Raw genomic sequence first — 13787 nt, forward strand, 5'->3', positions numbered from 1 at the left:
ATGACAAAAACGCTGCACGCACAGATCCCGGCCACGTCGGCCAACGTCGGCTCCGGCTTTGATGCCGTCGGGATTGCGCTGACTTTGTACAATGACATTTATTTTACGGAAGAACCGGATAAAGATACGATTACCGTTGAAGTCGAAGGCCTGGGAGTCAATACCCTGCCGCGCGACTTCAATGACAACATGGTCGGCCAGGCCATGAAGGCCGTGGCCATCAAGAACCGCCAGCCTTTGCCCAAAGGAGGTACGCTGCGCCTGGTCAATGCCATCCCGCCGTCCCGCGGCCTGGGCAGCAGTTCGGCAGCCCTCGTCGGCGGCATCCTCATCGGCAATGCTCTGACAGGTAATAAGATGACCCGCGAAGATATGCTGACCATGGCGACGGTCCTCGAAGGCCATCCCGATAACGTGGCTCCTGCCATTTACGGCGGCTTGTCCGTTTCTATTATGGTCGACGGCAAGACCTTGACCAATTCCATTCCCATCGACAATGACCTGTCTTTTATCGCAGTCAGTCCGGAAGTCGAAGTTTCGACGGAAGAAGCCCGCAAGGCCCTGCCTAAGACCATCGACTACCAGAGCGCTGTCTTCAATGTCAGCCGCGTCAGCTTCCTCGTATCTTCGCTGTTCACGAAACAGTATGACCGCATCGCCTACGGCCTGCAGGATAAACTGCATGTGCCCTACCGCATCCGCCTCATCCCCAGTGGTGACCGGGTCATCCAGAAGGCTGTCGAAGCCGGTGCCCTGGGCGCCACCATCAGCGGGTCCGGCTCGACACTCATCGCCTTTGCCACGAATCAGGAAGTACAGATCATGGATGCCATGATCGATTGCTTCAACGACCACGGCATCGCCGCTACGGGCCACATCCTGAAATGCAGCAATGAAGGAGCGAAACTCGTCGAATGATACAAGACATTGGAAATCACACGTACCATGTCGAATACCACCCTGTGCCACTGGCGCAGGATGGTATTCTTCTGTCTTATCAGGGCCGCAAGGTCCTGGTCCGGATTACTGGGGAAAAAGAGTTTACCTACCCGGTCTATCGCGATTATGCCGACGTGGATACAGACCAGTTCCGCTGGCTTTTTGCCGAAGACAAGGCCCAGTTCTACCTGGCTAAGGAAGCCCTGCCGGAACGGGATGGCTTTGCTTACGTCTCTATCAATTTCATGCGCGCTGCCCGGCCGCGTTACCTGGCCTTTGCCGGCATCGCCGGGTTATCCCTGCATAACTGGTACAGCAACCACATTTTCTGCGGCCACTGCGGCCGTCCCATGGCACACAGCGAGAGTGAACGCATGGTGCACTGCGACCATTGCCATACCATGATCTATCCCCGCATCTGCCCGGCCGTCATCGTCGCCGTCCGTCACGGCGATAAACTCCTGGTCTCGAAGTACGCCGGCCGGGAATATAAGAATATCGCCTTGCTGGCTGGCTTTGCCGAAGTCGGCGAAACCATCGAAGAGACGGTTCATCGGGAAGTCATGGAAGAAGTGGGCATCAAGGTCAAGAATCTGCAGTTCTACAAGAGCCAGCCCTGGTGCTTTACGGATACGCTCCTCTTTGGCTTCTTCTGCGACCTCGACGGCGATGATACGTTGAAAGTCGACCACGGTGAACTGGCCACGGCCAGCTGGATCGATCGCCAGGACATTCCGGAAGACACGGAAAAAGCCAGCCTGACCATGGAAATGATGACTTTATTCAAACAAGGGGTCTATTGATTTTACGCGGAGATACCTTGACAGGCCCAGGTAAAATTGCTACAATGTTTATCACATAAAGGCGATGAGCGGAAGAAGCTTTACTTCTTTTTGTCAGCGAGATGCCAGAAATGGTGCGAGGGCATCCAAAGAGGGTAGGGCGCGTCACCCGGGAGCCGGCAGGAGGAAAGGCCTGCCCGTCCAGCAGACGTTACCTGTGCCATGAAGCGGTCGCGCAAGCGGCAAATTAGGTGGTACCGCGGAAGATTCAGCATTCTTTCGTCCTAAGGAATACCCTTAGGCGAGGGAATGCTCTTTTTTTGTTTTGGAGGGAAAACACAGATGAAATGGAATAAGGAACAGTTAGGCGCTTACGCACCGAACGACATTGAAATGTCCTGGTATGATTTTTGGGAAAAGAATGGCTACTTCCATCAGGATCCGGATCCGAGCAAAGAACCGTTCAGCATCGTCATGCCGCCGCCGAACGTCACGGGCCAGCTTCACATGGGCCATGCCCTGGACAATACCCTGCAGGATATCCTCGTCCGCTTCAAGCGCATGGAAGGCTATAACGTCGCCTGGATCCCTGGCACAGACCATGCCGGCATCGCTACGCAGGTAAAGGTCGAACAGCAGCTGGCCAAGGAAGAAGGCAAGAGCCGCTATGACATCGGCCGTGAAGAATTTCTCAAACGCGTCTGGGCCTGGAAGGAACAGTACGGCAGCCGCATCGAAAAACAGGTCCGCCGCCTCGGTTCTTCCTGCGACTGGAGCCGCAAGCGCTTCACCATGGATGATACCTGTGCCCGCGCCGTCCGCGAAGTCTTCGTCACGCTTTATGAAAAAGGCCTCATCTATCAGGGCCAGCGCATTACCAACTGGTGCCCGCACTGCCATACGGCCCTGTCGGACATCGAAGTTGACCATTCCGACGTGCAAGGCCATTTGTGGTACATCAAATACCCCGTTGTCGGTGAAGACGACTATATCATGATTGCCACGACTCGTCCGGAAACAATCATGGGCGATACGGCTGTTGCCGTCAACCCGGCTGATGATCGCATGAAGAAGTACATCGGCAAGAAAGTCGTCGTCCCCCTCGTCGACCGCGAAGTCGAAGTCATTGCTGACGATTACGTCGATATCGGCTTTGGTACTGGCGCCGTCAAGATTACGCCGGCTCACGACCCGAACGACTTTGAAATGGGCCAGCGCCACAACCTGGAATCCATCATGATTATGAACCTCGACGGTACGATGAACGAAAAAGCCGGTGCGAAATACAACGGCATGACCCGTGAAGATTGCCGTAAAGCCGTCGTCGCTGACTTGAAAGAATTGGGCCTCCTCGATCATATCGAAGAATTGACCCATGCCGTCGGCCATTGCTCGCGCTGCAAGACGACGGTCGAACCCTTCGTCACCAAGCAGTGGTTCGTCAAGATGAAACCGCTGACCGAAGCAGCCCTCAAAGCCGTCGAAGATGGCCACACGAAATTCATCCCGGATCGTTTCGTCAAGATTTACAACCATTGGCTGGAAGATGTCCACGACTGGTGCATCAGCCGCCAGCTCTGGTGGGGCCATCAGATCCCTGTCTGGTACTGCGACGACTGCGGCAAGTCGTCTGTCAGCCGTGAAGACATTACGGAATGTCAGCACTGCCACAGCAAACATATCCACCGCGACCCGGACGTCCTCGATACGTGGTTCAGCTCGGCCCTCTGGCCTTTCTCGACAATGGGCTGGCCTGATAAGACGCCGGATCTCCAGCAGTTCTTCCCGACCAGCGTCCTGGTCACGGGCTATGACATCATCTTCTTCTGGGTTGCCCGCATGATGTTCATGACCTGTGAATTCATGAAAGATATTCCTTTCAAGAACGTTTTCATCCACGGCTTGGTCCGCGATAGCCAGGGCCGCAAGATGAGTAAATCTTTGGGCAATGGCATCGATCCCCTGGGCGTCTGCGAACAGTATGGCGCCGACGCATTGCGTTTCACTTTGGTTACGGGCAACACACCGGGGAATGACATGCGCTTCTACATGGAACGCGTCGAAGCAAACCGCAACTTTGCCAATAAAATCTGGAACGCTTCTAAATTCGTCATCATGAACCTCGGCGATTTCGACGAAACCTTCGTTCCTGAAGATAAAGACCTGACCTTGGCTGACCGCTGGATCCTCACGTCCTTCAATGAAACCGTCACGAAAGTCACGGAAGACCTCGATAAATTTGAACTCGGCGACGCTGCCGATGCCGTTTACAACTTCATCTGGAATTCCTACTGCGACTGGTACATCGAACTGGCCAAGAAACGCCTTTACCAAGCTGAAAGCGAACGGGACAAGCATACGGTCCAGTACGTCCTGGTCTATGTCCTGACGCATACCCTGGAAATGCTCCATCCTTTCATGCCTTTTGTTACGGAACATCTCTGGCAGCACCTGCCTCATGAAGGCGAAAGCATCATCGTCGCTCCCTGGCCGAAGACGCAGGATAAATGGAATTTCCCGTCCGATGCCGCTACCATGAATACCATGATGGAAGCCATCAAGGGCATCCGTAACCTCCGTGCTGAATCGAACGTCCCCATGGGCAAAAAGGCTCCGGTCATCCTGGCCCCGGCTACGGAAGACATGGCTCAGACTTTGAAGACCTACGAAGATTACTTCCATACTCTGGCCTTTGCCGATAAAGTAACTCTCCTGGCTGCCGGCGATGCTAAACCGGAAAATGCCGTCGTCGCCGTCGTCCCGGGCATTGAAGTCTACTTACAGCTCAAAGACCTCATCGACGTAGAAAAAGAAACGGCCCGTGTCCAGAAGGAACAGGAAAAGCTCCAGAAGGAAATCGCCCGCCTCGACAAGAAATTGTCCAACCAGGGCTTCCTGTCGAAAGCACCGGCAGCGGTCGTCGAAAAAGAAAAGGGCAAGCTCGCCGATTACCAGGAAAAGATGGCTGCTCTGACCAAACGCATGGAAGATTTGGCCAAACTCTAAGAGGCAGTTATGACCTACGAACAAGCAATCGACTATCTGGAATCAGCCAATGTCTTTGGCATCCAGCTGGGACTCGGGCGTATCCAGGCTTTACTGGAACGCCTGGGCAATCCCCAGAATAACTATAAGACCATTCACATCACCGGGACCAATGGCAAGGGCTCGGTGACGGCCATGATCGCTTCCGTCCTGACGGAAGCCGGCTTCCGGACGGGCCGCTACACGTCGCCTCATCTGGAAGATTACACGGAACGGATCCATATCGACCATCACGATATTTCCCGTGACGACTTCGCCAAAGCCGTAGCCGTCGTCAAAGACGCCGTGACGGCCATGGTCGCTGCCGGCGGGGAAGGGCCGACGGAATTTGAAATGATTACGGCTGCCGCTTTCTGGTATTTCGACTACATCGGCGTCGATTACGCCGTCATCGAAGTCGGCCTGGGCGGCCTCCTCGATTCGACGAACGTCATCGTCCCCGTCGTATCGGTCATTACCAATGTCGCCATGGATCACATGAAATACTGTGGCAATACGATCGAAGCCATTGCCGAACAGAAGGCGGGCATCATCAAAGAAGGTGTCCCTGTCGTCACGACGGCTGATGGGGCCGCTTTGAAGGTCATCGCCCGCAAGGCCTATGAAAAGCACAGCCGCCTCTACGCCCTGGACCACAGTTTCGACGTCGTCGGCAATGCCGGGCCGGAAGACCCGGCAACGGGGCAGATGGTGACGGTCCGCGAAAAGTACGGCTTTGCCATTACGACGGTCCTGCCGCTTTTGGGAAAACACCAGCGGACGAATTGTGCCGCTGCGCTCATGACCCTGCTCATCCTGGCCCGCCATGAAAAGAAACTGACCCGGACGGTCCTGGAAAACGGCATCCGTCACGTCCAGTGGCCAGGCCGCTTCCAGGTCTTCAAGGCCGGAGATATCGACGTCGTCCTCGACGGGGCCCATAATCCGGCCGGTATCGATACCTTCTGCAAGACCTATGAAGATGTCTTTGCCTCGCGGAAGCGGGTCTTCCTGTTCTCCGTCCTGGCCGATAAAGATTACAGCCAGATGGTACGGGAACTCTTCCACGACGACGATTACGTCATCTGCGCGCCGGCACCGACGCCTCGCTCGGCTGACCCGAAAGCCATGGCGGCCATGCTGCCGTGTAAAGCCGACTGGGCCGGCACCATCGCCGAAGGCCTGGATAAAGCCCTGGCCGCAGTCCAACCGGACCAGGTCCTGTGCATCGTCGGCTCCCTGTACATCCAGGGAGAAGTCCGGAAATACTTCCGGGATAGATATTGTATGGAATTGTGATATTTGACAACTTCAAACCTCAAACTCAAAAAGGGCTTGTCGCCGTGCGACAAGCCCTTTTCATTGCGCCTTTGCGCCTTGTTATGGTAAAATGATACATATATTTTACACGGAACGTAAGGAGCGAACGTTATGAAGCGGATAATACGGACTGGCAGTACGCCAGCCGAGCGGGCACGGCTGCGCGTCGTCTATGCCATGGCAGGGACTGTTTTTTTTATGCCTTTGAACTTGTTCATCATGGAAGGCTTTTTCATCATTGCCCTGGGACTGGGGCTTTATTATTGTAAAAAATATCCTAAACTGACCTTGCGCCAGTCGCCGCTGTCCCTGCCGGCAGCCGGTTTTGCCCTGGCCGCCTTCCTGTCCCTCGTGGGCTCGCCACACTTCCTCTTGGGAACGGCTTTTTACGTCTTCACGGTCTTGCAATACGTCGTGCTCTACTATGGTATCCTCTTGTTCGTCCGTCATTCCTGGGAGCGGCGCCTGCTCTTTTCGACGCTCCTCCTCAGTGCTTTCATCGTCGCCCTGTACGGCCTGTACCAGTATGCCCATATGCTGACCCTCCACGAAGCCGAATGGGTCGATAATTCAGCCTTTCCCATGCTGCGGCGCCGCATGTATTCGACATTGTACAACCCCAACTTATTGTCTGCCTTCCTGCTGATCATCATGAGTGCGGCGGCGTCGATGATGATCTGTACCCGCCACCGCTGGCATCATGTCATGTACCTGGCCTTTTTTGCCATCCTGGCCTTGTGCCTGGTCCTGACCTATTCACGTGGTGCCTGGCTCAGCGTCTGCGCCCTGGTCTTTTTCTTCGGCCTCTTCTGGGATAAACGGGTATGGCTCCTCTTTTTGGCAGGTCCTTTGATCCTGGCCTTTTATCACGGTGGCGTCGCCGACCGCCTGATGTCCATTTTCAGCCACAGCGAAGCGGATACGTCCGTGTCCATGCGCATGGACATGTGGGAAGCGGCTATTGCCATGTTCGTCGACCATCCCGTCCTGGGTATCGGCTGGGGCGCTTTCAAGCACGTCTATCCGGTATATAATGAATTGATTCAGGAAGCGGGCATCGTCATCTTCCACGCCCATAATATGTACCTCAACATCCTGGCTGAAACGGGCCTGGCTGGCTTTTTTTTCGGCTTATGGTTCTTCTTCGGCAATGCCTGGTATGCCATCGGCTATTTGCGCAGCCATAAGGAACATACCTTTGACCGTTCCCTGGCCATGAGCCTGGCTGCCGCCGTCTTGTCCCTGGCCATCAGCGGTATGAGCGACTACGATTTATTTAGTACCCAGATTTCACTTACCTTTTGGCTCATGAGCGCCCTTTTCGCCAATATGTACGGCGAAGAATGTGAAAAAAACAGCAAAAATAGTTTGCGAAATAATTCACAATGATATATAATAAGCTTGTGACTATTATCACTAGATAAGATGACTTATAGCTATAGGGAATAGCTTGGGACATAGTTGGAGGGTATTATCCATGAGACAGAAAAAGGCAATATCGGATGCTGTCATCGAACGATTGCCGCTGTACTACAGGGACTTGCTGTTATTGCAAGATGCGGGAATCGATATTATCTCATCCGAAAAATTAGGGGAACGACTCGGCATTACACCGGAACAGATCCGTAAAGACCTGACCTGCTTCGGCGCTTTTGGGAAAAAGGGCGTAGGCTATTACGTCAGCGAATTATGCCAGCAGATCGTAGAAATCATCGGTCTGCAGCAGCATTGGAAAATCGGCATCGCCGGCATCGGCCATCTCGGCTGGGCCTTGGCGAACTATAAGACTTTCGGCCGCCTGGGCTTCCGCACGACAGGCTTGTTCGACGTCGATCACCGTATCATCGGCCAGAACGTCGGCGGCGTCGAAGTCACGCCGATTTCCGAAATGGGCGAAGTCATTCAGCGCGAAGGCATCCAGATCGGCATCATTACGACGCCGGCAGCCGTTGCCCAGCAGGTCGCCGACCAGATGGTCGCTGCCGGCATCCGGGGCATCCTGTCCTTTGCACCGCTGCGCCTGACCGTACCAGACGGCATCTTCGTCTTCCGCGAAGACCTGTCCATCGGCCTGAGCCGCATTTCGTACTATTTAACGAATAAGAAAGATTAGTGGTTCGTGGCTCGTGGCTAACCACTAAAAAGGCTTGTCGCCGTGCGACAAGCCTTTTTCTATGCTATAATATTCCTACATTCCAACACTTATAGAATGAGGTGATACTATTATGGATTCTATCTACGGTTCCTATGGACCGGCTTTGGACGCGACGCTGAATGATATTATCGGCCGTATCCAGGCTTATAGTGATGATATGAAGAAAAAGACGGGCGAAGCCGCTTATGAACATCTGATTTACCGCATCAAGTCGGAAAACAGCATGCGGGAGAAATGCGACCGCAAGGGCCTGCCGCAGACGGCTTACTCGGCGCTCCACGATATCCGCGATGCCATCGGTATCCGCATCGTCTGCTGCTTCCTCGATGATATTTACAGGGCCATTGATTTCCTCAAAAGCCTGGACGGCGTCCGCATCGTCGAAGAAAAAGATTATATCCGCCACGTCAAACCCAATGGCTACCGCAGTTACCACGTCATTTTGGAACTGGAAGAACCTTATGAAGACGTGACTGGCGCCAATCCGGGCCATTTTTACGCTGAAGTCCAGCTGCGCACGATTGCCATGGATTCCTGGGCCAGCCTGGAACACCAGATGAAATACAAGCATGACATCAAGAATCCGGAACTCATCGTCCGGGAACTCAAGCGCTGTGCCGATGAACTGGCATCGTGCGACGTGTCCATGCAGACTATCCGCAATTTGATCCATGCACAAGAATAAGGGGGAATTGTCATGCGCCTTCTCTTAGCTGAAGATGAAAAAGAAATGTCCGCTGCCTTAGTGGCAATCCTGACCCATTCCGGGTACGAAGTGGACGCCGTCTATGATGGCCAGGCTGCCGTCGATAAGGCCCTGTCCCAGTCGTATGACTGCATGATCTTCGATATCATGATGCCCAAGAAGGACGGCGTCCAGGCCTTGAAGGAAATCCGTGAAAAAGGGAATATGACGCCGGTCATCATGCTGACGGCCAAAGCCGAAATCGACGACCGCATTACCGGCCTCGATGCCGGTGCTGATGATTATCTGACCAAGCCCTTCGCCATGGGGGAACTTTTGGCCCGCCTGCGCTCTCTGACGCGGCGGTCGACGGCCTTTACACCGTCGAAACTCACCGTCGGCAATGTCGAACTCGACGTGGAAGAACAGGAACTGGCCTGCCGCAACTCCATCCGCCTGGCCAATAAGGAAACGAAGCTCATGAGATTCTTTATGGCTAATGTTGGCAAAACCTTGTCGACAGCTCAGATTTTTGACAATGTATGGGGCGACGAAGATGATGTCGACGATAGCATCGTCTTTATTTATGTCTCTTATTTACGGGAAAAACTCGAAGCCGTCCAGGCCGATGTCGAAATCGTCGGCGAAAGAGGGCAGGACTATGTCCTGACTTTGAAAGAAGCGTCTGCGGAGGTCTAGACCATGAATATGATCAAACGCCTGCGCCGTAAATTCATCATCATGGCGACAATCGGCGTCCTCGTCGTCCTCGGCGGCGCCCTGGGCCTCATCAATACCATTGCCTACATGCGTATGCATCAGCAGGTCATGTCGGTCTTGACCTACATCATCCACAACGACGGCGCTGTGCCCCAGAAAATCGGCGGCGATGACGGCAGTTTTTTCAGCGACCCGTCATGGACGGAAGAAACGCCGGAATTCGCCTATCAGATACGCTTTTTCAGCGTCCTCGTCAATGCCAATGGCTATGCGCAGCATATCGATATCCAGCATATCGCCTCGTTTTCTGAAAAGGAAGCCATCGAGTACGCCCGGACGACCGTTGCCGAAGCCAGGAAAAGTGGGGAGAACCAGGGATTCTTCAAGAAAGGGCGGGCCAGTTATGCCTATATGATCATGCCTGACGACGACGGTAGTTTCCTCATCGTCATCCTGGACTGCACGCGCGACGTCGCCGCAGTCTCTTCGTTCATGCGCTATTCCCTCTGGTTCGGCCTGGGCTGTGTCGTCCTCTACGTCCTCATCCTGGCGGCCATGTGCAACGTCGCTATCCGGCCTTTCGTCCGCAACATGGAGAACCAGAAACGATTCATCACCAACGCCGGCCATGAGCTCAAGACGCCGATTGCCATCATTTCAGCCAATGCCGAAGCCATCGAGATGCTCAACGGCCAGAGTCAGTGGACAGACAGCATCCTCAAGCAGGTCCGCCGCCTGTCCAATCTTATCCAGGACCTGATCATGCTGTCCAAGATGGGCGAACGCTCGCAAGTCGATTTAGTCATTACCGATGTCGACTTGTCGGCCACGGTCCGGTCTGTCGCCGAATCCTTCCAGCAGCTGGCTGTTGATGCGGAAAAGACCTTGCATACTGATATTGCCGATGGCATCCATGTCAAAGGCGACAGCAAATGCCTGTATGAACTGGTCAATATCCTCGTCGACAATGCCGTCAAGTACTGCGATGACCACGGGGACATCCAAGTTTCCCTGCGCCGTCCCCGCCTGGGAAGGGGGGCTGTCGTCGCCGTGACCAATACCTATGCCGATGGGGCCAATGTCGACTATTCCCGCTTCTTTGAACGCTTCTACCGCGGCGATACGTCCCATAACAGCCAAAAAGCCGGCTATGGCATCGGCCTGTCTATGGCCGAAGAATTGACGAAACTCATGGACGGTAAAATCAATGTGTCGTATAAAGCCCAACGTATAACGTTTACTGTTCGCCTGGGCTGATTTTCCCTATAGGGAAAGCGCCTGACCTGTGATATAATGTGACCAACATCACTTTTATTCAGGGGGAAGATAACAATGGAAATGCAAATGGAATACATCCGTAAATTACCGGAACCGCAGGAATTGATGGAACAATTTCCCATCGACGACAAGGTCAAAGCCATCAAGGCGAAACGGGATGAAGAAATCAAGGACATCCTGACAGGAAAAGATGACCGTTTCCTGCTCATCATCGGGCCCTGCTCGGCCGATAACGAACCGGCCGTCCTCGATTATATCCACCGCCTGGTCAAAGTCCAGGAACAGGTCAAAGATAAAATTTTCATCATTCCGCGCGTCTATACCAGCAAACCGCGTACTATCGGCGTCGGCTACAAAGGCATGCTCCACCAGCCCGACCCGGAAGGCAAGGAAGACATGCTGGGCGGCATCATCGCCATCCGTGAAATGAATGCCCGCGTCGTCCGCGAAACGGGCTTTACCTGTGCCGAAGAAGTCCTCTATCCGGAAATCTTCCGCTACCTGTCGGACCTCTTGTCCTATGCGGCCGTCGGCGCCCGGTCTGTCGAAGACCAATTCCATCGCATGATTGCCAGTGGGGTCGGTATCCCTGTGGGCATGAAGAACCCGACATCTGGTGATATTTCGGTCATGCTCAACTCCATCGAAGCGGCTCAGCATACACAGGACTTCCTCTTCCGCGGCTGGGAAGTCCGCACAAAGGGGAACCCGCTGGCTCATGCCATCCTGCGCGGTTACGTCGATAGTTTCGGCAACAGTATGCCCAACTATCATTATGAAAACCTCCAGCGCCTGTACGAAGCCTATGGTAAGCGTGACCTGGCCTATCCGGCCGTCATCGTCGACGCCAACCATGCCAACTCGGGCAAGAAATACCTGGAACAGATACGCATTGCCAAAGACGTCATCCATAGCCGCAAGCACTCGGCTGACATTAAACAACTGGTCAAGGGTTTGATGATTGAAAGCTACATCGAAGATGGCAATCAGAAAATCAGCGAAGGGACCTACGGTAAATCTATTACCGACCCCTGCCTGGGCTGGGAAAAATCGGAACGCCTCATCTACGACATGGCAGAATTATTGTAATTAGTGGTTCGTAGCGGCCTTATGGACGCAACGTAGGGGCCGTCCTGATAAGGCGGCCCGCTTTTCTTTGAATTTAAGACCACCCACTAACCACTAGCCACTAAAAAAGCGCTGTCGCACGTGCGACAGCGCCTTTTTTTTAAAATGTATCCAACAAGGTGTACCCTTTCCCGCGGAGGAACGTTTCCGTTTCCATTTCGCGGGTCTTGAAGACGGCGACCGGTGTGCCGGCCTGGCGATTATAGGAAATGTACAAATAATCGATGGAGATGTTGGCCTGGCGGAGATTGTCGAGAATCTTGTCCAGGCAGCCCGGCGTATCGCCCATTTCGACGGCGACGACTTTGTCTGCATGACACTGGTAGCCGGCTTCCTGTAATTTGGCAACAGCCAGTTCCGGGTCGGTGACGATGAGACGGATGATGCCGAATTCGGCGCTGTCATTGGCCAGCATCGTGTAGATATTGATATTGGCATCGGCCAGGACCGACGTCATCTTGCGCAAAGCGCCTTTAGTATTTTCAGCGAATACAGAAACTTGATTGAGCATAAATCGAAATCCCCCTTGGTGATAAAATATTGTGACGTTGTCCCCATTTTACCATAAAAAGACAGGCTTGTAATGGGGATGGAATTTGTTAAACGTTTCAGAATGGGCGAGTCATGATATAATAAAAGCATAGGAACTATGTTTTTTACGATACGAGGTGAGGGCTATGCCAGCTCGATTGATCATCTTCTTATTTTTACTGCTCACAGGCACTGCCAAACTCTATATGTGGCTCGGCGTCACGGACCCCTTGAAAGCCGTCATCGCGGCGACCCTGACGACCTTTGTCATCATCTGTGGCCTGCGGCGGAGCGGCCAGAAACGGGACGAACAAAAAGAACGGGAAAAGACAGCAGCAGCTGAAAAAGAAAAAATCCAGTCGGCCCAGGAACCCGTAAAGACGAAATATCGACTCGATGCCGACGATGCGGCTTTCCTGTCAGCCGTCGGCACAGGCCTTATCCTGCACGAACTCCACGAACGGAACAAAGAACGAGAACGGGCCGAACGCGATTACGACGGGAATTGGGATAACCCCGATGACGACAGCCAGTATGATGACTGGGAGTAGGGGAAATGGGGAAACCAATTATTAAGAAGGCGATTTTTTATGGAAAGAAAAATTAAAGAATTTTCTAATGGAACATATCTATCATTTGATACCGGATATTTTGATGATTGGTGTGTATATTTAACGAATAGAAATGGCCGAAGGTATTCGCCTAAAGATTCAGATTATTTTACAATATTGAAAGAATATGCTAATAAATATGGTTACAAAAGGATATATGGAGACTTTATACAGATATATAATTTAACCGGTAAAGTAGCTGAACTGTCTGTATTACAAAAAATTTCGATGATAGCATATACTTATCAAGAAGATTCGGAACTTTTAGATATCATTTTTTCAATTCTTTACATGGGAATGATTGCAGAGGAAAATAAAAAAGGAACTCATTTAGGAAAAAGAATAAAAAGGCTTGGCATATACACATTGTTAATAGAGCAAAAAAAAGTAGATTATGCAGCCAATTTTATGCGTCATATGGGATGGCGTGAAATTGATTCTTTGTGTAGAGAAAGAGGTTTTTAGATTTTTTGTTGGTAGAAAAATTTATATTGAATGATAGCCAAATGACTCATATATGAGAAGGGGGATTCTCATATATGAGTCGTTTGGCTTATTCAATAAGTGAATTAATGGCCTATTTTAATTGCAATATATCTAAAGGAATTTCATTG

Annotated in this window: 13 protein-coding genes; 12 read left to right on the forward strand and 1 reads right to left on the reverse strand. The window is 52.5% G+C overall.

What is annotated here, in order from left to right:
* The 10 genes from thrB (at position 1) to NOS26_RS06460 (ending at position 11992) form a co-directional block, all read left to right on the forward strand.
* Positions 1-918, forward strand: coding sequence for a homoserine kinase (gene thrB, locus NOS26_RS06415; RefSeq protein ID WP_255917428.1), 918 nt, complete (start codon positions 1-3; stop codon positions 916-918).
* Complete coding sequence (gene nudC, locus NOS26_RS06420) at positions 915-1742, forward strand: NAD(+) diphosphatase (RefSeq protein ID WP_027894916.1); 828 nt, start codon at positions 915-917, stop codon at positions 1740-1742. The genes thrB and nudC overlap by 4 nt, the downstream gene beginning before the upstream one ends.
* 321 nt (positions 1743-2063) lie before the next feature.
* Entirely contained in the window at positions 2064-4727 is a 2664-nt protein-coding gene (locus tag NOS26_RS06425; RefSeq protein WP_255917429.1) for a valine--tRNA ligase, read from the forward strand.
* Positions 4728-4736: 9 nt separating this feature from the next.
* Complete coding sequence (locus tag NOS26_RS06430; RefSeq protein WP_255917430.1) at positions 4737-6044, forward strand: folylpolyglutamate synthase/dihydrofolate synthase family protein; 1308 nt, start codon at positions 4737-4739, stop codon at positions 6042-6044.
* A 132-nt stretch (positions 6045-6176) separates the two neighbouring features.
* Positions 6177-7454: an O-antigen ligase gene (locus NOS26_RS06435; protein WP_014015919.1), complete on the forward strand. Its 1278-nt coding sequence runs from the start codon at positions 6177-6179 to the stop codon at positions 7452-7454.
* A gap of 88 nt (positions 7455-7542) precedes the next feature.
* A complete protein-coding gene (locus tag NOS26_RS06440) occupies positions 7543-8178 on the forward strand; it encodes a redox-sensing transcriptional repressor Rex (protein WP_014015920.1) in 636 nt (211 codons plus the stop codon).
* Between the two features lie 112 nt (positions 8179-8290).
* Positions 8291-8905 carry a GTP pyrophosphokinase family protein gene (locus tag NOS26_RS06445; RefSeq protein ID WP_022497101.1) on the forward strand — a complete coding sequence of 205 codons (615 nt, stop codon included), beginning with the start codon at positions 8291-8293 and terminating at the stop codon, positions 8903-8905.
* 12 nt (positions 8906-8917) lie between these two features.
* Entirely contained in the window at positions 8918-9604 is a 687-nt protein-coding gene (locus tag NOS26_RS06450; RefSeq protein WP_014015922.1) for a response regulator transcription factor, read from the forward strand.
* Between the two features lie 3 nt (positions 9605-9607).
* Positions 9608-10882, forward strand: coding sequence for a HAMP domain-containing sensor histidine kinase (locus tag NOS26_RS06455; protein ID WP_255917431.1), 1275 nt, complete (start codon positions 9608-9610; stop codon positions 10880-10882).
* Between the two features lie 75 nt (positions 10883-10957).
* Positions 10958-11992 carry a 3-deoxy-7-phosphoheptulonate synthase gene (locus NOS26_RS06460; protein ID WP_255917432.1) on the forward strand — a complete coding sequence of 345 codons (1035 nt, stop codon included), beginning with the start codon at positions 10958-10960 and terminating at the stop codon, positions 11990-11992.
* Between the two features lie 139 nt (positions 11993-12131).
* On the opposite strand, the gene NOS26_RS06465 is transcribed toward NOS26_RS06460, so the two are convergent.
* Positions 12132-12542 (reverse strand): amino acid-binding protein, encoded by a 411-nt coding sequence (locus tag NOS26_RS06465; RefSeq protein WP_014015925.1) that lies wholly within the window; start codon positions 12540-12542, stop codon positions 12132-12134.
* A gap of 166 nt (positions 12543-12708) precedes the next feature.
* Here NOS26_RS06465 and NOS26_RS06470 point away from each other — a divergent pair, with 166 nt between their 5' ends.
* Together NOS26_RS06470 and NOS26_RS06475 are read left to right on the forward strand one after the other, a co-directional pair.
* The gene (locus NOS26_RS06470) at positions 12709-13113 is read left to right on the forward strand and encodes a hypothetical protein (protein WP_255917433.1); all 405 of its coding nucleotides are present in this window, start codon (positions 12709-12711) and stop codon (positions 13111-13113) included.
* 39 nt (positions 13114-13152) lie between these two features.
* Positions 13153-13638, forward strand: coding sequence for a hypothetical protein (locus NOS26_RS06475; RefSeq protein WP_014015927.1), 486 nt, complete (start codon positions 13153-13155; stop codon positions 13636-13638).
* Positions 13639-13787: the final 149 nt, after the last annotated feature.

This window comes from Megasphaera sp. SC8-1 (assembly GCF_024436295.1).
Taxonomy (GTDB): Bacteria; Bacillota; Negativicutes; order Veillonellales; family Megasphaeraceae; genus Megasphaera; species Megasphaera elsdenii.